A 22,451-nucleotide genomic window follows, 5' to 3' on the forward strand; every position below is an offset into this window, starting at 1 on the left:
TTTAATTCAGATCCATTCGCATTGCCACCAGAATCTGCAGCGCTTGAACCCAGCGTCATCCGGGCCAATTTTTCGTCTGCCTTGAGGGAGGTAGCCCGCACATTTCCACGCCCCTTCGCTGTCCCGCCCCAACGAATTTGCGCCCGAAGGCCGCAGGGCCCCGCTTGACATGGCTCAAGGAACGCGAGAATAGTTAGATCGATCGTTCGATGAATTATCCGACAATCCAACGCCACAGATTCAACGCCACATCAGGGGTGGACCGCCATGCCGCACGCCGCCGTGTCCGAGGCCGCACAGGCCCGCGACTATCGCGCGCTCATCGAGCCCGCGCGCATCAACAGCCGTCTTTACTATGATCCGGCCATCTTCCAGGAAGAGCTGGAGAAGATCTGGTACAAGACCTGGGTCTATGTGGGCCACACCAGCGAGATTCCCAACAAGAACGATTACGTCACCAAGTCCATCGGCCCCATGCCGGTGCTGATGGTGCGGGACCGGGAAGGCGAGGTCCGCCTCCTTCTCAACAAGTGCCCCCATCGCGGCAACCAGCTGTGCGCCTACCAGAAGGGCAACCGCACGTCCTTCACCTGCCCCTATCACTCCTGGACCTTCTCCAACACCGGCGACCTCATGGGCTATGCCCTGCCGGAGGGCTATGAGGGCCAGAGCAAGGCGGGGCTGAACCTCGGCAAGGTGCCGCGCATCGCCATCTATCGCGGCTTCGTCTTCGGCTCCATGGCGGCCGAGGGCATCTCGCTGGAAGAGCACCTCGGCGGCGCAAAGGCGGCCCTCGACCAGCTGCTGGACAACTCGCCCACCGGCGAGCTGGAGCTGACCGCGGGCTTCCTGCAGCACCGCACCAAGGCCAACTGGAAGTTCATGCTGGAGAACGAGACGGACGGCTACCACCCCGGCTTCGTCCACGGCTCGGTCTTCCAGGTCACCTCCTCCGGCATCGGCAGCCTCTATGGCGCGGATTCCACGGCGCTGACCCGCGACTATGGCAACGGCCACACCGAGTTCGACCTGCGCCCCGAATGGCGCAAGCATGACAAGCCGCTGCAGTGGTTCGGCACCACGCCGGAGCGCCTGCCCGACTACGTGAAGAGCATGAACGCGGCCTATGGCGAGGAGCGCGCCCGCGAGATCATGATCGACGGCTCGCCCCACGTCATGATCTTCCCGAACCTCTTCATCGCCGAGATCCAGATCTTCGTGCTCCAGCCGGTGGCGGTGGACGAGACCATCCAGCATGTCACCGCCGTGCAGTTCAAGGGCGCGCCGGACATCAACCGCCGCCTGCGCCAGCAGACCATGGGCTCTGTCGGCCCCGCCGGCCTGCTGCTCGCCGACGATACCGAGATGTACGAGCGCAACCATCGCGGCGCGCAGATCCTCGATCCCGAATGGCTGGTGCTTTCGCGCGGCCTGCACCGCGAGCGTCTCGACGAGAACGGCTTCCGCATCGCCCATTCCACCGACGAGACGCCCCAGCGCGGCATCTGGCGCCACTATCTGAACCTGATGACGGAGGCCCGTTGATGACCGCCCTCGCTCACTCCTTCACGGACGCCGCCGCCCCCGACCTCGCCAAGCTGGAGCCGGCGACGCTGCACCATCAGGTGGCGCAGTTCCTCTATCTGGAGGCCCGCCTCGCCGACACCCACGATTACGACGGGTGGGAGGCGCTGTGGACCGATGATGCCATCTACTGGGTCCCCGCCAATGGCGACGACACCGATCCCGAGAAGGAAATGTCGGTGCTCTACGACAACCGCTCGCGCATCGGCGTGCGCATCCGCCAGCTCAAGACCGGCCGTCGCCATACGCAGACGCCGCGTTCGGAGCTGGCCCGCGTGATCTCCAACATCGAGATCGCCGAGGTGCGCGGGCCGGAGGTGGACGTGCGCGCCAACGTCCTCATCTACGAGGACAATCTGCGCGGCGACACCCTCTGGGCGGCGCGCAACACCTACCGCCTGCGCATGACGGAACAGGGCTTCCGGCTGGTGCGCAAGAAGATCTGCCTCGTGAACAACAACAAGCCGATCTTTACGCTGTCGTTTCTGGTGTGAGGGCGGCCCCCTCGCGCCGTCATGCCCGGCCTTGTGCCGGGCATCCACGTCGGACCGATAGCGCGATTGTCCGCAGAACTATTTCCGGCCGAGCCACGTGGATGGCTGGAATCCGCATGTTTGCGGGTTCCGTTCGCAAGGTCGGAAGTCGGCAACAGCCGACTTCCGGGACAAGCCCGGCCATGACGGTCGGCGAAGGCCGCTCAAGCGGCGCCCTCCCCCTCCCGCCCCCAGAGGCACCCATGACACACAGCACCCCCTCCGAAAGCTGGATCTCCGAAGGCCCCGTCCTGCTCGATTATGCCGATGGCGTCGCCACCCTCACGCTCAACCGCCCCGGCTCGGCCAACGGCATGAACATCGAGCTGATGCAGGCGCTCTACAAGGCCATCATGGTGGTGCATCGCGCCCCCGATGTGCGGGTGGTCCACCTGCGCGGCGCGGGCGCGAATTTCTGCGCCGGCGGCGACGTGCGCGAGTTCGCCTCCAAGGGTGAGGCGCTGGGCGATTTCCTGCGCGAGGTGACGGCCTATCTCCAGGTCGCCATCGGCGCGCTCATCCGCCTCAAGGCCATCGTCGTCACCGAGGTCCACGGCTATGCGGCGGGCGGCGGCGGGCTCGGCCTCGTCTGCGCCTCCGACATCGTGATCGCCGGCGCGGGCGCGAAATTCATGGCCGGTGCGACGCGGGTGGGCATGGCGCCCGATGCCGGCGCTTCCGTCGTCCTGCCCCATCTCGTGGGCTTCCGCCGCGCGGCGGAGATCATGCTCTCCAACCGCGTCGTCACCGCCGAGGAGGCACAGGCCATCGGCCTCATCACCAAGTGCGTGCCGGACGAGGCGCTGGTCGAGGAAGCCGGCAAGGCCGCGCGCTTCTATGCTGCCGGCGCGCCGCTGGCCATGGCCGCCACCAAGCGCCTGCTGTGGAACGCGCTGGATGTGGAGCGCGCCTTGCCGGAGGAGGCGCGCACCGTCTCCGAACTCTCCTTCACCGCCGACAGCCGGGAAGGCCTCGCGGCGGTGATCGAGAAGCGCAAGCCCGTCTTCACCGGCCGATGACCGCGCCTGCAACGAAGCGCCGCGCGCTCGTGACCGGAGGCGGTGCCGGCATCGGCGCCGCCATCGTCCGCAAGCTGGGCGCCGACGGGATGGCCGTGACTTTCTGCGATCGCGATGCCACGGCCGGCACCGCGCTCGCGGCGGAAACCGGGGCCACCTTCGTCCACATGGACGGCACGGATGCGGCGGCCGCGCAGGCGCTGTTCGCCACACACGGCGGGTTCGACGTGCTGGTGAACAATATCGGCGCCGACCAGCACGCCTTCTTCACCGACACCACGGTGGACGACTGGCGCTTCCTGCTCTCGGTGAATCTGGAAACCGCTTTCCTCTTCACCCGCCTCGCTTTGCCCGCCATGCAGGCGGCACGCTACGGGCGGCTGGTGAACGTGGCCTCGGAGGCGGGGCGGCTCGGCTCCAAGGGCGGCGCGGTCTATGCCGCCGCCAAGGCCGGGCTCATCGGCTTCACCCGTTCCATCGCCCGCGAGAATGCCCGCTACGGCATCACCGCCAACGCCGTCGCCCCCGGCCCCATCCGCACCCCCATGGTGGAGCGCGCGGTGGCCGAGGTGGGCGAGAAGATCCTCGCCGACATGGCCGCCCTCACCCTCCTGCGCCGCATGGGCGAGCCGGAGGAGGTGGCGGCGGCGGTGGCCTTCCTCGCCTCGGACGGTGCCTCCTTCGTCACCGGCGAGGTGCTGGGCGTCTCCGGCGGCATGGGCTGCGGCGCCTGATTATTCAAGCAAGACCAATAGACTGGAAGCCCCCCATGACCCGCATCGTCTTCGTCACGCCTGCCGCCGAGCGCATCGAGATCGATGCGGATGACGGGCTCTCCGTCATGGAATGCGCCCGCCGCGCCAATGTGCCCGGCATCGTCGCCGAGTGCGGCGGCGCCTGCTCCTGCGCCACCTGCCACGTGCATGTGGACCCCGCCTGGTCCGCGCAGGTGGGCGAGGCCTCCGGCATGGAGCGCGACATGCTCGAATTCGCCGAGGACGTGCGCGACACCTCCCGCCTCTCCTGCCAGATAAAGGTGGCGCCGGCGCTGGAGGGCCTCGTCGTCCATCTGCCCGCCGGCCAGGGCTGAGGGCGATGCCGGGTCCGCTTTCGGGACTGCGCATCGTCGAGATGGTGGGCCTCGGCCCCGCGCCGTTCGCCGCCATGATGCTGGCGGATGCGGGGGCGGAGGTTATCCGCATCCACCAGAAGGGCGCGCGGGCGGATATCCCGCTCATGAACACGCGCTTCGACGTGCTGGCGCGCGGCCGCCGGTCCCTCGCCCTCGACCTCAAGAATGAGGCCGACCTCGGCGTTATGCGCGATCTCATCACCCGCGCCGACGGCCTCATCGAGGGCTTCCGGCCGGGGGTGATGGAGCGGCTCGGCCTCGGGCCGGAGCCGTGCCTTTCCGCCCATCCGCGCCTTGTCTACGGCCGCATGACCGGCTGGGGGCAGGAGGGGCCGCTCAAGGACGCGGCCGGGCACGACCTCAATTATCTCGGCATGACCGGGGCGCTCGCCGCCATGGGGCCGGCCGATGCGCCGCCCCCCGTGCCGCTGAACCTCGTGGCCGATTTCGGCGGCGGCGGCATGCTGATGGCCTTCGGCATGGTGGCCGCGCTGCTGGCGGCGAAAACCACCGGGCAGGGCCAGGTGGTGGATGCGGCCATGACGGACGGCGCCTCCCTCCTCGCCGCCATGTTCTGGGGCTTCCGCGCGGGCGGGATGTGGAGCGATGCGCGCGGGGCGAATTTGCTGGATGGCGGGGCCTATTTCTACGGCACCTATGCCTGCGCGGACGGGAAGTTCCTCGCCGTCGCGCCGGTGGAGGGGCGCTTTCACCGCATCCTCATCGAGCGGCTGGGGCTGGACGCCGCCGACTTCACCCACGCTGCCGATCCCGCCCGCTGGGGCGCACTGCGGGTGCGCCTCGCCGCGCTGTTCCTCACCGAGCCCCGCGACCATTGGGCCGCGCTGTTCGAGGGCACGGACGCCTGCGTCACCCCCATCCTCGACTGGGATGAAGCCGCCGCTCATCCCCATGCGCAGGCGCGCGGCGCGTTCGTGGAGGTGGACGGTGTGACCCAGCCCGCCCCCGCCCCCCGCTTCTCCGCGACGCCATCGGAAGTCGCCCACGGCGCTTCAGCACCAGGCGCGGACGGGCCGGCCATCCTCGCCGACTGGGGGTTCGATCCCGCGCGGCTGGGGTGAGCTGAATGGGGTGAGGCGGAGAGCTGACGCGCTCCCCCACACACCCGCCGTCATGCCCGGCCTTGTGCCGGGCATCCACGTCGGGCCGACGGGACGATGCCCGGCAGGTATTCTCGGCCGAACTACGTGGATGGCCGGAACCCGCATGTTTGCGGGTTCCGTTCTCTGAGGCGGAAGTCGGCAACAGCCGACTTCCGGGACAAGCCCGGCCATGACGGCCGGTGCGGGTTGGAAAGACAAAGGCAAACCCGTGTAGCCCACGAAAAAACCGGCCTCCCGGCGGTGGCGGGAGGCCGGCGAGTGCGCCCGGCACATGCGACGTCGAAAGGCGTCGGGAGGAGGGCCGGGTTTCAGAGCCCGCGCAGGAAGGCGCCGATGCAGGAGAGCGACTGCGCCGCCTCGGGCAATTCCTCGAACACCTGGAAATGGTGGCACATGCCGGGGAACACCTCGACCTCCACCCGCCCGCCCTGCTCCGCGGCGCGGCGGGCGAGGAGGTGGCTGTCGTCCAGCGTGATGTCGTGCCCGCCCGCATGCACCAGCATCGGCGGCAGGCCGGCAAGATCGCCCAGAACCGGCGAGGCGGCGGGATCGTCCGGCGTGTGGTTCCGGCCCAGATAGGTGCGCGCCATCGCCTTCAACTGCTCGGGGCGGGAGAAGATGTCCTTCTCCGCCAGCGCCACATAGCTCTCCCCGCCCATGGTGAGATCGAGCCAGGGCGAGAGCAGCACCAGCGCCTTGGGCAGCGCCAGACCCGCGTCCCGCGCCCGCTGGACGGTGCCCAGCGCCAGCGCCCCACCGGCGGAATCCCCCACCAGCGCGAGCGGCGTTTCCCCCGCCTCCACCAGCGCGCGATAGACGGCGAAGGCATCGTCATGCGCCGCCGGAAAGCGGTGTTCGGGGGCGAGGCGGTAGTCGAAGCCGATCACCCGCATCCCGCTCGCGCGCGCGAGCCGCGCCATCAGCCCCGCATGGGAGCGCACGGAGCCGATCTGGAAGCCGCCGCCATGGCAATAGAGCAGCACGCGGGCGGCATCGCCCCCCGGCGCATCGAAGGCGCAGGCGGGCAGGCCGGCGAGGGTGAGGGGCGTGCGCGTCACCTCCGGCGCGCCCTCGCCAGCGCCGAGAAACGCCTCGAAGCTGTCGCGGATCTCGGCCAGCGTCATCCCCGTCGCCCAGGCGGAGGTCGCGGCCGCGATGCGCGCGCGCACCCGCTCGAAGGCGGGTGCGTCGGAGGAAAGAGCCTCGCTCAAGGCCGCCTCAGTGGGTCGCTTCAGGCCGGTGCAGCACCCGCGTGGCCTTGGCCTCATAGCGCGGCAGCACGCCTTCCGCGTGGCATTCCACATTCACGTTGATGCCAAGCCGGGCCTTGATCTCGCGCCGCACGTCGGCCGCCGCATCCTCGCCCGGACGCTGCGAGGCGGCGACCGCCTCCACCGCCACGGTCATCTTGCCGATGGTGGTGGCTTCCTTGTCCACGTAAATCTGCCAGGCTTCCTTGGCGAGGCCGGGAATGCCGGCGATCACGTCCTCGATCTGCGACGGGAAGACGATGACGCCCTTGAACTTGATCATGTCGTCGGTGCGCCCGATGATCCGGCCAATCTTGCGCATGCCGCGCCGGCCCGAGGGGCAGTCATAGGGGCGCGGGGAAAGGCGCACGAGGTCGCGGGTGCGCCAGCGGACCACGGGGGACGCTTCCTTGCGCAGGGTGGTGATGACGATCTCACCCACCTCGCCCTCGGACACCGGCTTCATGGTCTTGGGATCGAGGATCTCGACGATCACCGTATCCTCGTTGAGGAGCTGGAGTTCGTCGTCCGCGTGGGTGAAGGGCGTGGAGATGGCGAGGATCGGCCCGCCGGCTTCCGTGGTGCCGTAGATGTTGTGGCTCATGAAGCCCTCGGGCATCTCGGCTTCCAGCTGCGCGCGGAACTCCGCCGAGACCGACTGGCCACCGAGGATGGCGACCTTCAGCGTCCAGTCGTTGCGCGGGTTGATGCCCTGGTGCTTGGCCGCCTGCACGAGCGTCATCAGCCACAGGGGCGACATGGAGGCGACGTCATAGGCGTGGTCGCGCAGCCAGCGGGCGGCCAGTTCGCCGCGGCCGGGGCCGATGGGGAAATTGGTGCACCCCACGGCGGAAAAGCCGGCATCCAGCGCCGGCCCGCCGATCCACAGGCCATAGCCATAGCCCTGATAGGCGCGGAAGCCGGGCTTCACGCCCGCCGCGGTGAGCAGGCGCGCCATCTGGGAGGGCAGCAGGCTGTGCAAATCGTTCTTCGTCATGCCGAAGGTCACCGGCAGGCCGGTGGTGCCGGAGGTGGCGACGAAGCGCTCCACCTTGTCCATGGGGACGGTGAGGAACGGGAAGGGATAAAGATCGCGCAGCAGCGACTTGTCCATGAACGGCGCGTTGGCGAGGCCGTCCTCGCTGGCGAGATCCTCCGGCTTCATGCCGGCCTGCGCGAAATGCGCCTTCCAGGTGTCGCACTGCGCGAGACGCGCGCCGAGGCCGGCAAGGCCCTCGCGCTGGAGCTTCAGAATACCGTCGCGGTCGAGCGACTCCACCTCAGGATGCTGCATGTGGCTCCTCCCCCATCCGACCGTTGAAACACGCGGCTCTTGTGGCCGCTCCCGGTTGGCGAATTAATAGACCGAACGACTGGTCTATGTAAACGGCGATTTTGATCTGCATCAACGTTGCTGGCGCGTTGACGCGGCGAGGCTACCATGGGGAAGGCGCGGAAGGCACGCGCGGCGAGGTTGGGGGAAAGGCCGGGAGATCCTGTGCAGTCGTCATGCCCGGGCTTGTCCCGGGCATCCACGTGGTCTGGCCGGGAATAGGTCTGAAACACCTGTGAAATCGGTTTGACGTGGATGGCCGGGACAAGCCCGGCCATGACGGCGGGAAGAGGCCGCACGCCTATTCTACCCGAAGGATGAGCCACGCCCGGCCCTTCCCGCGCTTTGAACGGCTTCAAGAAGGCCCCTCCCGCGCCCGCCGCCCTTGGCACCGCCGCCCCATGCGCCTATAGACCGAATGATCGGAACATTCTTGCAGGTGTGGCCGCCGTGGCGAGAACGCGCTCAGCCGAATACGACAATATCCACGACACCATCCTGGAACGGGCGGCGTCGGTGTTCGCGCAGCGCGGCTATGCGGCCACCTCCATCGGCGACATCGCCGAGGCGTGCGAGTGCTCCAAGTCGCGGCTCTATCACTATTTCACCTCCAAGGAGGCGATCCTTTCCGACCTGCTGACCTCGCATGTGGAAAGCCTCCTCATGAAGTGCCGGCAGACCCTCTATGGCTATCAGGACCCGGAGGAGCGCTTCCGCCAGCTCACCCGCCTGTTCCTCGATGTCTATTCCGTCTCGCGCGACCAGCACGTGGCGCTGCTCACCTGCGCGGAATTCCTCGCCCCCGAGACGCGCAAGGTGCTGGTGGCGAAGCAGCGCGAGCTGATCGCCTATGTCAGGGACATCCTCCTGCAATTGCGGCCGGATCTCGCCCATTCCAGCACCGCCCACGTGGACACCATGCTGTTCTTCGGCATGATCAACTGGACCTATACGTGGTACCACGCCGATGGCGCCGTGACGCCCAACGAGCTGGCCGACCGCACGGTGGACCTCTTCGTGAAAGGCTACGCCAGCGCCCCCTCGCCCGCGAGCGGCACGGCGCATGCGAAGCCGGACGGGCGGCATTCGGCACGGCATGAGGGGCGCGGCGGGAAGGAGTGAGGGCGGCTGAAGGGGCCGACGCAGCGGCCGGTAGAGGGTTTGACCCGCATTGCCCGCCGTCATCCCCCGGCTTGTCCGGGGGATCCACTTTGCGGCCGGGCTGGCCCTTTGGCGATCGAGCACCGAGCCCGCGGTCGGGTGGATGCCCCGGACAAGCCGGGGCATGACAGCGCTCTAAATCATTGCCCTTCCCAACAGCCAGACCGCAGCCGCCACCTTCACGCCGCCGGCCGCTTCATCCGCGCCACCGGGTCGAACCCCTCCGCCGCCACCTCGTCGAGCGTGAGAACGGCCCCCGCCTCCAGCAGCTTCTTTGCCGCCATGTAGGTGCGCGCATCATTGAGGGCATCCACCGCGATCATGCGCCCGTCGCGGAAATACCAGAGCGATTCGCCCCGTTCGGACCGCCGGCGCAGCACCGCGTCGTAACCGCGATTGAGGCCGACGATCTGCAGTTTCATGTCATACTGGTCGGACCAGAACCATGGCACCGGCGCATAGACGCGGGTGTGGCCGAGCATGTCGTCGGCGGCGCATTCCGCCTGATCCACCGCATTCTGCACGCTTTCCAGCCGGGTCGGCAGACCCTGGAAGGGGAAGGCCGCGCAATCGCCCGCTGCCCAGACGCCGGGCGCCGAAGTGCGGCCGTGCACATCCACAACGATGCCGTTCTCGCAGGTGATGCCGGCCGCGCGGGCCAGATCGTCGCGCGGCAGGACACCGATGCCCACCAGAACCGCATCCACCTCCAGGCGCGTGCCGTCGTCCAGCGTCACCGCCGCGACGGCGCCGTCCTGTGCCTCGACCGCGGCGACGCTGCGGCCTTCGAGGATGCCCACGCCGTGGCCCGCATGGAGCGTCCGGATGGCGTCGGAGGTCTCGGCGCAGGCGACGCGCTCCAGAATGCGCGCGGCCCGCTCCACCACGGTGACGGCGAGCCCGGCCTTCGCCGCCACCGCCGCCGTCTCCAGCCCCACATAGCCGCCGCCGAGCACGAGCAGCCGCCGGCCGGGGCGGATTTCGCCCGCCAGCCGGTCCGCATCGGCAAGGCTGCGCAGCTCATAGACGCCTGAGAGACCCGCAAATTCGGGCGGCAGCGGACGCGGGCGGGTGCCGGTGGCGAGCGCCAGCTTGGTCCACGCGACGCTGCGTCCGCCCACCTCCAAAGTGCGGGCAACCGGATCGAGCGCGGTGACGGGCGCGTCCGTCACCGCATCGACGCCGAGGCCGCTCCAGAACTCGGCCGGGCGCAGATAAAGCCGGTCCACGGTCCACTCCCGCTTGAGATAGGCCTTGGAGAGCGGCGGCCGCTGATAGGGCGGGTGCGGCTCGTCGCCAAAGATCGTCAGCGCGCCGGAATAGCCGCCATGCCGCAGGCGCAGCGCGAGGGAGGCAGCCGCCTGCCCGGCTCCGACGATGGCGATGTGCTCCTGATCCGTCCCCACGTCTCCCATGGCGCCCCCCGTTTTGGATATTTATTGACCGAACGTTCTGATTATTATACTGCCGAAATGCGGGCGGCAATCGGCTTTCCCGCGCGCCGTCGGCCCCGACGTTCGGCGCGTGGCAGGCGATGAGGCCCCCTCCCCCGGCCGCACAGACGGGCACCACATGACGGGCATCACAGCACTCGCGATCCACCTGCCGCGCCTGCGCCTCCAGCGCGCCGCCATGGCCGCCGCCATGGGCTGGCTCTGCCCCCGAGGCGACACCCGCGGCGCCCGCACTTTGGCCTATTGGGACGAAGACCCCATCACCATGGGCGTCGCCGCCGCCCGGGCGTGTCTGGCGCAAGCCGAGCGCAACGGGGTCCCCGAGGCCCGCACCACCGTCCGCGCCCTCACCTTCGCCACCACCACCCCGGTGTTCGCCGAGCCGCAGCAGGCCGCCCTCGTCCATGCCGCCCTTCGCCTCCCCGAGGCGACCCGGACGCAGGATGTCGGAGGTACCATGAGGTGCGGACTGCTCGCGCTGCATGCCGCTCTCGAATCGTCGGACCCGGCATTGCTGATTGCTGCCGAACTGCCACTGAACACCCCGGGTGGAACCGCCGAAATGCGCTATTCAGACGGGGGTGTCAGTGCCCTTGTCGGGTGCGGGCCGGACCTCCTCGCCTATCGCGGCGGCGCCAGCCTCTCCGCCCCCTTCATCGAGCGCTACCGCGCCCCCGACCGCTCGCTCGCCACCGATTGGGAGGAGCGCTGGGTGCGGGAGGAAGGCTTCCTCGACCTTGTGCCCCGCGCCATCGCGAAAGCCCTTGGAAAGGCGGGGCTTTCCGCGTCCGCGATCGACCATTTCGTCCTGCCGTGCGTCATTCCCGGAGCGGCAAAGGCGGTGGCGCAGGCAGCCGGTCTCGGTGGGGCAAAGCTGGCGCAACCCCTTGATCTGGAATGTGGAGACACCGGCTCCGCCCATGCCCTCGTGATGCTGGCGCGGGCCATGGAAGACATGCGCCCCGGCGAGCGGGTGCTCGTCGCCCAGTTCGGCCAGGGCGCCACCGCACTGGTGCTGGAGGCGACCGACGCCATCTCCCGGTTTCCGGCCGCCGCCTCGGCCGCTCTGGCGGCTGGCATCGCCGAGGTCAACTATGTGAAACTCCCCATCTTTCGCGGTCTTATGCCGTGGGAGCGCGGCCTACGCGGGCGCTTCCCGGTCAACGAGGCGCTGACCACGGCCTACCGCAATGCCGAGGCCCTGCTGGGCTTCGTCGGCAGCCGCAGCCCCGAAACCGGACAGGTGCAGTTTCCCCCCTCCCGCCTCGCCGTGGCGGAGGCGGGCCTGTTCGCGGAAACCCAGCAACCATGGCCCCTTGCGGACCTCGGCGGCACGGTCGCGACCGCCACCGCAGACCGCCTCGCCTTCTCCCGCAGCCCGCCCAATTGCTACGGCCTCATCGACCTCCCCGGCGGCGGCCGCCTGATGATGGACTTCACCGACCCCGACGCCGAGCGCCTCGCAACCGGCGATGCGGTGCGTTTCGTATTCCGCATCAAGGACATGGACGAGCGCACCGGCTTCCGCCGCTATTTCTGGAAGGCGGTCGCGGCCCCCGCGCCGTCCGCCGCAGCCTGACCGGAGGGCGACAAAATGGCCAACGGAATCAAGGACAAGGTCGCCATCCTCGCCATGGGCTGCTCGCGCTTCGGCGAGCGCTGGGACGTGGGGCAGGAAGAGCTGATGGCGGAAGCCTATCTGGAGGCGCTCGGCCATGCCGGCATCGCCCCCGAACAGATTGGCGCGGCTTGGTATTCCTCGCATTATGACGACATCGGCGCCGGCAAGGCCGGCACCCCCATGGCCCAGGCTTTGCGGCTGCCCAATATCGGCGTCACCCGCGTGGAGAACTTCTGCGCCGGCGGCACGGAAGCCTTTCGCGGCGCCGTCTATGCGGTGGCCTCAGGGGCGGTGGACATCGCGCTGGCGGTGGGCGTCGAGAAGCTGAAGGACACCGGCTTTGCCGGCCTGCCCCCGGCCTCGCGCGGCACCTTCGCGCCCATGTATCTGCCAACACACACGAATCCCGGAAATTTCGCCCAGCTCGCGCGGGCCTATGGCACCCGCCACAACATCTCCGCCGGCGACCTCAAGCGGGCCATGGGGCACACCTCCATGAAGAGCCACGCCAATGCGGTGAAGAACAAAAACGCCCATCTGCGCAAGGCGATAACCGTCGAGCAGGCGGTGAATGCGCTGCTGGTGGCCGACCCGCTGGGCTTGTTCGATTGCTGCCCGGTGTCCGACGGCGCCGCCTGCGCCATCGTCACCACGCCGGAAATCGCCCAAAGCCTTGGAAAGACGCCGGTTCTGGTCAAGGCCATCCAGCTCGTCGCCTCCAACGGCTGGGAGGTGCAGAGCAGCGGCTGGAACGGCTCCTATGTCCACACTGCCCGCATCGCCGCCCGCCGCGCCTATGCGGAGGCGGGCATTGCCGATCCCCGCGCGCAATTGAGCTTCACCGAACTGCACGATTGCTTCTCCATCACCGAACTGGTGACGCTGGAAGACATCGGCCTCGCCGACGAGGGCACCGCCTGGAAACGTATGCTGGACGGGGCTTTCGACATCGATGGCGCCCTGCCCTGCCAGGTGGACGGCGGGCTGAAATGCTTCGGCCACCCTGTCGGCGCTTCGGGCCTGCGCATGCTCTACGAATGCTGGCTGCAGCTGACCGGGCAGGCCGGCGCGCGCCAGCTCGCGAGCCCCGGCCTCGCCCTCACCCACAATCTGGGCGGCGCCCCGGCGCAGAACGTGTGCTCCATCACCATTGTCGGTGCCGCCTGATCCGACCGTGGCGGCCCGCTGACTGCCCCGCCGCCCGGCACCTGCCGGCGGCGGGGTTTTTTATTAAAGGCGAGAGGCTTAGCCCTTCTGCCAGTCTGCGAATGTCTTCCCCTCGGCCGCGAGCTGGGCGAGGAGTGGAGCGGGTTCGGAGCCGGCGCCGCCGGTGGCGTGGGCGGCTTCGACTTCGGCGAGGATGGTGGGAAGGCCAAGGGCGTCTGCGGCGTGCATGGGGCCGCCCTTCAGGCGCGGGAAGCCGTAGCCGTTGACGAAGGCGAGGTCGATGTCGGAGGGCCGCAGGGCGATGCCCTCGGCGAGTTCCTTCGCGCCCTCGTTGGCCATCACCGCCAGAAGCCGGAGCTGGATCTCTTCCGGGGTGAAGGATTTCGGCTGGATGCCCTTGGCCGCGCGGGCCTGCTCGATGATCTGCGTGACGGCCGGATCGGTGGTGCGGTTGCCCGCCGCGTCGTAGGCGTACCAGCCGCCACTGGTCTTGCGACCGAGCCGCCCCGCCTCCACCAGAGCATCGGCGATGGACACGTAGCGCTCGTTCGGGTCCCGCGTCGCCGCCCGGCGCTTGCGCATGGCATAGGCGATGTCGAGGCCCGACATGTCCGACACCGCGAAGATGCCCATGGCGAAGCCGAACGCCTCCAGCGCCGCATCCACCTGCTCGGGCGTGGCGCCGTCCTCCACCAGATATTCCGCATGGCGGCGGTAGACCGCATAGATGCGGTTGCCGATGAAGCCGTCGCAATTGCCTGCAACGACCGGCTGCTTGCCCATCTTCTTGGCGAGGGCGAGGGCGGTCGCCAGCACGTCCGGCGCGGTATGGGTGGCTTTGACCACCTCCAGCAGCTTCATGATGTTGGCCGGAGCGAAGAAGTGCAGGCCGACCACGTCCTGCGGCCGGGAGGTCGCGGCGGCGATGGCGTCGAGGTCGAGATAGGAGGTGTTGGTGGCCAGCACCGCGCCTGGCTTCGCGACTTGGTCGAGGCGGCGGAAGATGTCGGTCTTCACGGCCATGTCCTCGAAGGCGGCTTCGACAATCAGGTCGGCCGGTGCCAGCGCGGCGTAGTCGGAGGCCGGGGTAAGGCGGGCGAGGCGCTCGGCCTTCTGTGCCTCGGTGATCCGGCTGCTCTTCACCTGGCGGGCATAGAGCGCGTCGATGCGCGCCACGCCGGCCGCAGCGGCGGCATCATCGCGCTCCACCAGGATCACCGGATATCCGGCATCGAGCAGAGCCACGGCAATGCCCGCGCCCATGGTGCCGGCGCCGATGACGGCGGTGGAGGAGACGGAGCGCGCCTTCGCCCCCTCCAGCCCCGGCACCTTCACCGCCTCGCGCTCGGCGAGGAAGAGGTGGCGCAGGGCTTTCGCTTCCGCGCTCTCGCGCAGGGCGAGGAAGGCGGCGCGCTCCAAAGCAAGTCCAGACGCGAAGTCGCCCTCCCGTGATGCCTTGATGACGCGGATGGCTTCGGCGATGGCCGGCACGCCCTTCGCGCCCTTCAGGGCCTTGGAAGCCGCAGCCTCCTCCTCGGCCGGATCGCCAGCCGGCACCGGCATCCCCGACAGCCGGCGCTTCGCCACCGTCGGCGCGTGGGCGATGGCTTCGGCGAGGAGGTCGCCCTCCACCACGGCATCGAGGAGGCCCAGGGCCAGCGCCTCGCCGGCCTTCAGCACCCGCCCCTCGCACACCAGAGCGATGGCCTGCGCGACCCCGACCAGCCGCACCAGCCGCTGGGTGCCGCCCGCGCCGGGGATGATGCCGAGCCGGGTCTCAGTCAGCCCCACCAGCGCCTTCGCCGACCCGAGCCTGAGGTCGCACGCCAGCGCGATCTCGCATCCCCCGCCCAGCGCCGCGCCATCCAGCGCCGCAACCACGGGCTTGCTGCAGGCATCGATCGCGCCCACCACCTCGGGCAGGAAGGGCGCATCGGGCGGCAGCGCCATCTCCTTGAGGTCCGCCCCGGCGATGAACCGTCCCGCCCCGCCGCTCAGCACGAGCGCCGACACCGACGCATCGGCCTCCAGCCCCCGCACCGCATCCAGCAGCCCCTGACGCACGCCGCGGGACAACGCGTTCACCGGCGCATGGTCGATGTGAACCACCGCAACAGAACCATGACGGGTGATCGTCACGGGAACGCCTTCAGCATGCGGGGGCGCGCCGCGCGGGGCCGCGGGCGGGTGGTTGGTCATGGAGTGCTCCAGAGGAATGGCGTGCGATGGCCGCAGCGACGCCGCGGCGGCAATTCAAAGACTAATCGATCGAACTATTATTTCCAAGTCATCGCAACGCTAGGTCATCGCGAGCGGCTGGCCCTTCAGTCGCAGCCATAGCGGCCGTGGGGGTCGTTGCCGGCCGAGGCCAGGGCGATGGAGGGGCTGCTCAGGGAGCCCTTCACGGTGAAGCTGTGGCCGGCCGGGCCATCGGGCGCATTAAGGGGCCGCGGTGCCACGCGCAGGTCGATCCGGTTGCGCATGAGGTCCACCGTGCCGCGGGCGAGGGCCTGCACATGCTCGGTGTTCACCACGATCACCGGATTGGTGCGGCCGACGCCCTTGTGGAACTGGAGGGGCACCTTGGCACAGCGCAGCACGCTTTCGCCCTTCTGCACCGACGAGGTGAAGATGCCGGCGAGGATGCCCACGCCAGCGAGGTCCAGAAGCCCTGTGCCGATGCGGCCGCGGCCGACGCGCCCGGTGAGGGTGCCGCCTAGGGTGGCGAGCGGGTTGTCCGCATCCATCCGTGTGGTGAGATCGAAGACCACGCTCAGAGTGCCGGACACCGAGATGGGCGCGCCGCGACCGAACAGGGTCGCCAGCGGCCAGCCCGTCCCCGACCCCTTGGTGCGCAGCACGGAGCGCCCTTCGCTCGCCATGACGGCGGAGATGACGCCGCCGCGATAGCCGATGCGCAGCGGGTCCACCCGCAGGGCGCCTTCCTTGACCACGAGGCGTGCCTGGACGCCGGTGGCGCTGTCGCCACCACCCTGGAGGCGCGTGGCGGAGATGGTCACGTCCGCATCGGTGGTGCCGATCAGGTCGATCTGGCTGCCGCCTTCCGGCTCCCGGCTGCCGACCACGCGCACCGCTCTGCGCCGCCGCTGGCCTTCCGGGCGCATGAAGGCGAGCAGTTCGTCGGCATAGACCAGCGGCGAGCTTATGGTGCCCTTCACCAGGGAGCGGCCGCCGGGGGCGGCCAGGCTGGAGAGGGTGCCGTTGATGCGGGTGCGGCCGATGTCCGTGCGCCCCTCCATGGTCAGCGCATCGGTGGTGCCGCTCAGGCGGCCCTCGAACGTCACCTGCCCGCGGAAATCGGAGGTGTCGCCAAAGGCGGCGGCGAAGGCGGAATAATTGGGGACCTTAAGGCGCGCGTCCACCTGGGTGGTCACCGCAACGCCGGGCTTGCCGAGGTCGTCGAGCACGAGGGCGAGGCTCGCCGAGATCAGGTCACTGCCCTCGATGCGGGCGGCGAAGGAATCCACCCCGAGGCCGGCCCCGGCATCCGACATGGAGAGGCTGCCGACGATGCGGCCGAGCTTGTCCTGGGCCTCGGGCGGCAGCGCGAAAACGCTGGCCACCGGGATATCGACTCCGCCCGCAAGCTCCACGCCGCGGAAGGCGAGAATGTCGTCCACATTGCCCTGAAGCCGGGCAATGGGCCGGTCGGCGGGGCCGGCGATCACCGAGATGCCACGGAACGCCACATGCCCCTCGGCATCGCGCGCGACCGAGCGCACGTTGATGGGGCCGATCTCCCGCAGGCTCTGGTCGAAAGCGTTGGTCGAGATGAGGACCTCGTCCAGCATCATGCCATCGGCGCGGCTGCGGAAGTCGCCCGTCAGGCGGGTCACCACGATCTCGCGCACGGAGACCGCTGCGGGGGCTGCGGTTTCGAGATCGGCAACCACCTTCAGGTCGGCTCCGGCGAGGGTCGCGAGATCGTCCGCATGGCCGGTGACGGAGATGTGCTCCCCGTCCGCGAGCGTGAGGCCGAGGTCGAGATCGTGGAAGCTCAACCGGTCCGGCTCGGCCTTGAGACGCGCACTCACCTTGCCGGTGCCGTCGATGGACGGCGCGATGCCGGCGAGGGTCAGCCCCTTGGCGAGGCTTTTGACGTCGGCCTCGAGCTTCATCACCAGGCCGTGGTCGAACCGCCTTGTCCGCGCGCGCACGTCGAGGCGCGCCGAAAGGCCGGGGGCATCGGGTCCGTCGGCAGCGACAAGGGTGATCTGGGCGCCGTACGGGTGTTCCCGCTCGCCCTTCTCCACCTCGAGGTCGAAGGCGAAACCGAGGGTGAGGGGCTGGCCGTTCAGTGCGGCGTCGGCCACGAGCACGTTGCGCCCAGCCTCGGCCGCGCTCCTGAGATCCTTCACCTTAAGCTCGAACAGCCAGCCGTTCATGGTGTCGGTGAAGCGGACCACGGTGTCGCGGATCGCGAGGTGCGGCAGCAGGGACAGCACGTAGATGGGGGATTCGAGCAGCGATCCGGGGCTGGCCGCCTCGCCGCTGTCGAGCGGCACGTCGAAGTCGCCGCCCTCCACCGCGAGGCTGTAGCGCAGCCCATCGCTCACCAGTTCGGCATAGGGCGGGATGGCGACGCGGAGACGCGCGGTGCGGGCATTGGCGCCGTCGGCGCCGTGCGCCTCCACGCCGTCCATGTCGACGGCGGCGCGAGGCCACAGGGTGACGACCACCGCCCCGCGCACGCTCACCGGCTCGCCCCACAGATGGGTCAGCGCCTGCTCCGCGAGCGAGCGGCGCAGCCCTTCCGCCTGCGGCAGGTTTACTGCGAGCGCCAGCGCGAGGACCGCGGCGCAGGCCAGCGCCAGCAGGACCGCCATTGCCCGCAGCGCGAAGCGCAACATTCCCCCCTCCGCCTTGCCGACCGGCAGCGACGCAACCGCCCCATGTCAACATAGCGATCGCGGCACCATCCGACAGGCGAATTTTGCCGCAACCCCCGCTCACTCCGATCCGCCGCCGGCGCGGCGGACATCGTCGATCATCCGGCCGGTGAGGCGCTCCAGCGCCTCGGCCACGATGCGACCGACCCGTGTCAGGGGCTTGCGCCCGTCGATGGCGATGGAGACCATCTGCGGCTCGGCGCCCTTGTCGCGCACCGGGCGGAACACCAGCGTGCCGGCGATCAGCTCGGCCGCTGCGTCGAGTTCGGAGGTGAAGGCCACATAGCCCTTCTCGCGGGCGAGGATCTTCACCAGCTGGAGCGAATTGGTCTCCAGCGTCTTGCGCTCCTGCGTGAACAGCCAGCCGTGCCGCGCCTCCAGATAGCGGCGGATCATCAGGGCGCGGCTCTGGAGCACGATGGGATGGGCCACCGCCTCCTGCAGGCTGATGGAACCGCGCCGCGCCAGCGGATGGTCCGGGGCGATGACGCAGCCGAAGGGCAGTTCCGCCGACCACAGCACATGGATGTCGCGCCGGGGGGAGAGATTGAAGATGGCGGCGATGTCCGCATCCCCGGCCATGAGGGCGGCGACGGCGGCGTCCGTGCTGGCCACCTCCACGTCCAGCGAGATGCGCGGATGGCGGGCGTCGAGGTCGGCGATCAGCGCGGGCAGGATGCCGTTGACGTGGCTGTCCATGGCCACCACCCGCACATGGCCTTGATCCACCCCCTGAAGCTGGCGCAGCTCGGCGGCGGTCCGCCGTTCATCCGCCATCCAGCGGCGCGCGAGGGTGACGAGGGCGTCCCCGGCGGGGGTCAGGCGCATGCCCTTCGCCACCCGCTCGAACAGCGGCACGCCCAGCGTCTCCTCCAGCTGCAGCACCTGCCGGTTGATGGCGGAGGCGGCGACGTTGAGATCCTTGGCGGCGCGCTGGATGGAGCCGGAGCGCGCCACCTGCTCGGCATAGCGCAGGGCCGCGGGAACGAGGGATGCGGGCACCGCTGCCTCCATACGCATTTTGCGTATGGAAAAGTATCAAATCTGCGATGGACGGCAATGGGCGCCGGGGCGACTATCTTCAGCGCGGGGGCGATGGGGCGCCCGATCCGATGCACCCTTGAGGCTTTCACCATGAGCCAGTCCGCCGGGCACGCGCTGACGCTGAGGGGCATTTCCCATGCGTTCGGGCAGGTGGTGGCCGCGAATGCCATCGATCTCGATATCCGCCCCGGCGAACTCGTCTCGCTGCTCGGCCCATCGGGCTGCGGCAAGACCACCCTGCTCAAGATCATCGCCGGCTTCCTGCGCCAGACCTCCGGCGACGTGCTGGTGGATGGCGCCTCCATTTCCCACCTGCCGACCAACCGGCGGCGCATCGGCATCGTGTTCCAGAACTATGCCCTGTTCCCGCACATGAGCGTCGCGCAGAACATCGCCTACGGCCCCATCGCCGCCGGCCGGCCCAAGGCCGAGACGGACGCCGTCGTCACCGAGATGCTGGACGTGGTGCAGATGGCCGCCTTCCGCGACCGCCTCCCGCGCGAACTCTCCGGCGGCCAGCAGCAGCGCGTGGCCCTCGCCCGCTGCCTCGCCATAAGGCCGAAGATCCTGCTGCTGGACGAGCCGTTCAGCGCCCTCGACAAGAATCTGCGCCTCGACATGCAGATCGAGATCAAGCGCCTCCAGCGTCAGTCGGGCATCACCACTGTCATGGTGACCCACGACCAGGAGGAGGCGCTCGGCATGTCCGACCGCATTGCCGTGCTCTCGCGCGGCAACCTCGAGCAGTTCGCCCCGCCTTCGGACATCTACGACCGGCCGGCCTCCCTGTTCGTGAACACCTTCGTCGGCACAGCCAACCTGCTCAAAGCCACGGTGGCCGGCACCTCGGCCACGGGCGCGGCGGTGCGGCTCGCCGATGGCATGGTCATCGAGACCGGACGCGAGACATCGCTGCCAGTCGGCGCGGCCGTTCTCGTCGCGGTGCGGCCCGAGGGGATGCGCGTGAGCGCCACGGGCGACGCGGGCGGCGCGGGGGCGCTTGGCGCCGAGATCACCGCCGTCATGCCCATCGGTCCCGCCCTCATCTACGAGGTGGCGCTCATCGACGGCTCGTCGGTGAAGGTGGTGCAGGAGCGCGCGGCGGATGCCCCGCTGGCTGGCCCGGTCTTCCTCCACCTCAAGCCAAATCGCATCACCGGCCTGTTCCCGGACCATTCGGGCGACACCCACAAGAAGGGGAATTGAGCATGACGTTCGAGATGTCCCGGCGAGGGTTCCTCGCCTCCGCGACGGCGGCCGCCGGCCTCGCCCTCACCCCGCGCGGCGCCTTCGCCGCGGACGAGCTGGTGGCCGCCACCTTCGGCGGCACCTGGGCCAATGTGCAGAAGCAGATCCTCGCGCCCTATTTCGTCAAGCGCACCGGGGCGAGCGTGGTGCAGTCGCCCATGCTGGCGACCGAGCAGATCGCCAAGCTCACCGCCGCCAAGGGCAACCAGCCGCCGTTCGACGTGGCCATGCTGGACGAAGGCCCGGCGCTGGAAGCCATCGATGCCGGCCTCATCGCCAAATACGACCCGGCCAAGTCGCCCAACTTCGCGGCGCTGAACCCGAAGTTCCAGGGCGCGTTCGGCCCGGCCATCACCATGCAGGCCATCGGCATCGCCTACAATCCGAAGACGGTTAAGACCCCGCCCACTTCGTGGGAGGATCTCTGGAAGCCGGAATACAAGGGCCGGGTCGGCATCACCTCGCTCGCTTCCACCCTCGGCCTCGCCTTCCTGCTCGACATCAACCGCCTCGCCGGCGGCACCGAGGCGAACATGGAGCCCGGCTTCAAGAAGCTGAAGACGCTGCTGCCCAACCTTGCCGCGGTCTCCGCCAATTTCGGCGCCCACGGCGCGCTGTTCCAGCAGGGCGAGATCGACATCGGCGTGCAGAACTTCAATTTCGCCGAAGAACTGAAGGCGAAGGGCGTGCCCATCGAGTTCGTCCGCGTCAGCACCGGCACGCCGGCCTGGAAGACCACCATGCACATCGTCGCCGGCGCGCTGAAGCCGGAGCTGGCCTATGCCTATGTGGACAGCCAGATCTCGCCCGACGTGCAGAGCGAGATGCAGAAGTCGCCCTGGAACGTGATCCCCACCTCCAGCAAGGTGCCCTATGCGGGCCTCGTCGCCCAGCAGATCGCCTCAAGCCCCGCCGACCTCGACAAGATGGTGTTCTTCGACTGGGCCAAGGTGAACCAGAACCGCGCCGCCTGGACCCAGCAGTTCAACCGCGACATCCGGGTGTGACCATGGCGGGCGCCCTCGATCCGAAACCCAGGGACTGGGCGCTCGCGCTGCCGCTTGCGGCCTTCTTCGCGCTGTTCTTCGTCGCGCCGCTCGGCCTGCTCGTCGCCATCAGCTTCGAGACCGAGCGGCAGATGACCGGCACGCTGGGCCTTGCCCAATATGCCGCCTTCCTCACCGACGGACTGAACCTCGCGGTGCTGCGCGACACGCTGCTGGTGGGGGCGAAAGCAACACTCCTGTGCCTGCTGTTCGGCTATCCGCTGGCATGGCTCTCGACGCGGGTCGCGGCCCGCTGGCAGGCCGTGCTGATCTTTCTCGTGGTGCTGCCCATCGTCACCAGCGTGGTGGTGCGCACCTTCGCCTGGATCGTCATCCTCGGCCGCCACGGCATCGTCAACGAGGCGATCCTCGCCCTCGGCCTCTCGGCGCAGCCGCTGAAGTTGCTGTTCAGCGAAACTGGCGTCGTCATCGTGCTGGCGCAGGTGCAGATGCCGCTCATGGTGCTGCCCCTCATCACCACGCTCCAGCGCATCGATCCCAATCTGGAAAGCGCCTCGCAGGCGCTGGGGGCGGGGGCCTGGCGCACCTTCTTCAAGGTCACGCTGCCCTTGTCCCTGCCCGGCATCATCGCCGGAACGATCCTCACCTACACCGCCTGCGTGACGGCCTTCGTCACCCAGTCCCTCATCGGCGGCTCGCGGCTGCTCTTCATGCCCATGATGATCTTCCAGCAGGCCATGGATTTGCAGAACTGGCCCTTCGCCGCAGCCGTCTCGGTCATCTTCATGATTTCCGTGCTGCTCATCGTCGCCATGCTGGTGGCGCTCTCGCGCAGCCGCGCGGCCCGGCTCTACAGCTAGGAGG

Annotated in this window: 18 protein-coding genes; 12 read left to right on the forward strand and 6 right to left on the reverse strand. The window is 69.0% G+C overall.

Annotated elements, in window-relative coordinates:
• Positions 1 to 267 precede the first annotated feature (267 nt).
• The 6 genes from ACT54R_RS19300 to ACT54R_RS19325 all read left to right on the forward strand — a co-directional run bounded on the left by ACT54R_RS19300 (position 268) and on the right by ACT54R_RS19325 (position 5,350).
• On the forward strand, positions 268 to 1,545 hold the full coding sequence (locus ACT54R_RS19300; RefSeq protein WP_476328861.1) for an aromatic ring-hydroxylating oxygenase subunit alpha: 1,278 nt from the start codon (positions 268 to 270) through the stop codon (positions 1,543 to 1,545).
• A complete protein-coding gene (locus tag ACT54R_RS19305; RefSeq protein ID WP_476328863.1) occupies positions 1,545 to 2,078 on the forward strand; it encodes an aromatic-ring-hydroxylating dioxygenase subunit beta in 534 nt (177 codons plus the stop codon). Before ACT54R_RS19300 ends, ACT54R_RS19305 begins: the two co-directional genes overlap by 1 nt.
• Before the next feature lie 242 nt (positions 2,079 to 2,320).
• On the forward strand, positions 2,321 to 3,136 hold the full coding sequence (locus ACT54R_RS19310; protein ID WP_476328865.1) for an enoyl-CoA hydratase/isomerase family protein: 816 nt from the start codon (positions 2,321 to 2,323) through the stop codon (positions 3,134 to 3,136).
• Positions 3,133 to 3,870 (forward strand): SDR family NAD(P)-dependent oxidoreductase, encoded by a 738-nt coding sequence (locus ACT54R_RS19315; protein ID WP_476328867.1) that lies wholly within the window; start codon positions 3,133 to 3,135, stop codon positions 3,868 to 3,870. Before ACT54R_RS19310 ends, ACT54R_RS19315 begins: the two co-directional genes overlap by 4 nt.
• A gap of 35 nt (positions 3,871 to 3,905) precedes the next feature.
• Positions 3,906 to 4,226: a 2Fe-2S iron-sulfur cluster-binding protein gene (locus tag ACT54R_RS19320; RefSeq protein ID WP_476328869.1), complete on the forward strand. Its 321-nt coding sequence runs from the start codon at positions 3,906 to 3,908 to the stop codon at positions 4,224 to 4,226.
• 5 nt (positions 4,227 to 4,231) lie between these two features.
• A complete protein-coding gene (locus ACT54R_RS19325) occupies positions 4,232 to 5,350 on the forward strand; it encodes a CaiB/BaiF CoA transferase family protein (RefSeq protein WP_476328871.1) in 1,119 nt (372 codons plus the stop codon).
• Positions 5,351 to 5,700: 350 nt separating this feature from the next.
• On the opposite strand, the gene ACT54R_RS19330 is transcribed toward ACT54R_RS19325, so the two are convergent.
• Together ACT54R_RS19330 and ACT54R_RS19335 are read right to left on the reverse strand one after the other, a co-directional pair.
• Positions 5,701 to 6,603 (reverse strand): alpha/beta hydrolase, encoded by a 903-nt coding sequence (locus ACT54R_RS19330; RefSeq protein ID WP_476328873.1) that lies wholly within the window; start codon positions 6,601 to 6,603, stop codon positions 5,701 to 5,703.
• A gap of 7 nt (positions 6,604 to 6,610) precedes the next feature.
• Positions 6,611 to 7,936: a phenylacetate--CoA ligase family protein gene (locus ACT54R_RS19335; protein WP_476328875.1), complete on the reverse strand. Its 1,326-nt coding sequence runs from the start codon at positions 7,934 to 7,936 to the stop codon at positions 6,611 to 6,613.
• 489 nt (positions 7,937 to 8,425) lie between these two features.
• Here ACT54R_RS19335 and ACT54R_RS19340 point away from each other — a divergent pair, with 489 nt between their 5' ends.
• Entirely contained in the window at positions 8,426 to 9,097 is a 672-nt protein-coding gene (locus ACT54R_RS19340; RefSeq protein WP_476328877.1) for a TetR/AcrR family transcriptional regulator, read from the forward strand.
• A 218-nt stretch (positions 9,098 to 9,315) separates the two neighbouring features.
• Here the strand turns inward: ACT54R_RS19340 and ACT54R_RS19345 are convergent, their stop codons facing one another.
• Positions 9,316 to 10,551, reverse strand: coding sequence for an NAD(P)/FAD-dependent oxidoreductase (locus ACT54R_RS19345; protein WP_476328879.1), 1,236 nt, complete (start codon positions 10,549 to 10,551; stop codon positions 9,316 to 9,318).
• A 157-nt stretch (positions 10,552 to 10,708) separates the two neighbouring features.
• On the opposite strand from ACT54R_RS19345, the gene ACT54R_RS19350 reads away from it, so the two are divergent.
• Both ACT54R_RS19350 and ACT54R_RS19355 read left to right on the forward strand, forming a co-directional pair.
• Entirely contained in the window at positions 10,709 to 12,169 is a 1,461-nt protein-coding gene (locus ACT54R_RS19350) for an OB-fold domain-containing protein (RefSeq protein WP_476328881.1), read from the forward strand.
• Positions 12,170 to 12,184: 15 nt separating this feature from the next.
• Entirely contained in the window at positions 12,185 to 13,378 is a 1,194-nt protein-coding gene (locus ACT54R_RS19355; protein ID WP_476328883.1) for an acetyl-CoA acetyltransferase, read from the forward strand.
• A gap of 78 nt (positions 13,379 to 13,456) precedes the next feature.
• Here the strand turns inward: ACT54R_RS19355 and ACT54R_RS19360 are convergent, their stop codons facing one another.
• The 3 genes from ACT54R_RS19360 to ACT54R_RS19370 form a co-directional block, all read right to left on the reverse strand.
• The gene (locus tag ACT54R_RS19360) at positions 13,457 to 15,517 is read right to left on the reverse strand and encodes a 3-hydroxyacyl-CoA dehydrogenase NAD-binding domain-containing protein (RefSeq protein ID WP_476328885.1); all 2,061 of its coding nucleotides are present in this window, start codon (positions 15,515 to 15,517) and stop codon (positions 13,457 to 13,459) included.
• A 185-nt stretch (positions 15,518 to 15,702) separates the two neighbouring features.
• Positions 15,703 to 18,249: an AsmA family protein gene (locus tag ACT54R_RS19365; RefSeq protein WP_476328887.1), complete on the reverse strand. Its 2,547-nt coding sequence runs from the start codon at positions 18,247 to 18,249 to the stop codon at positions 15,703 to 15,705.
• A gap of 99 nt (positions 18,250 to 18,348) precedes the next feature.
• Complete coding sequence (locus ACT54R_RS19370; RefSeq protein WP_476328889.1) at positions 18,349 to 19,290, reverse strand: LysR family transcriptional regulator; 942 nt, start codon at positions 19,288 to 19,290, stop codon at positions 18,349 to 18,351.
• 132 nt (positions 19,291 to 19,422) lie between these two features.
• Between ACT54R_RS19370 and ACT54R_RS19375 the strand changes: the two genes are divergently transcribed.
• The 3 genes from ACT54R_RS19375 to ACT54R_RS19385 are packed head-to-tail and all read left to right on the forward strand — an operon-like array spanning position 19,423 to position 22,447.
• On the forward strand, positions 19,423 to 20,538 hold the full coding sequence (locus ACT54R_RS19375; RefSeq protein ID WP_476328891.1) for an ABC transporter ATP-binding protein: 1,116 nt from the start codon (positions 19,423 to 19,425) through the stop codon (positions 20,536 to 20,538).
• 2 nt (positions 20,539 to 20,540) lie between these two features.
• Positions 20,541 to 21,587 (forward strand): ABC transporter substrate-binding protein, encoded by a 1,047-nt coding sequence (locus tag ACT54R_RS19380; RefSeq protein ID WP_476328893.1) that lies wholly within the window; start codon positions 20,541 to 20,543, stop codon positions 21,585 to 21,587.
• Positions 21,588 to 21,589: 2 nt separating this feature from the next.
• Positions 21,590 to 22,447, forward strand: a complete 858-nt coding sequence (locus ACT54R_RS19385) for an ABC transporter permease (RefSeq protein ID WP_476328895.1) — start codon at positions 21,590 to 21,592, stop codon at positions 22,445 to 22,447.
• Positions 22,448 to 22,451 lie beyond the last annotated feature (4 nt).

The organism is Xanthobacter sp. DMC47 (assembly GCF_056313845.1).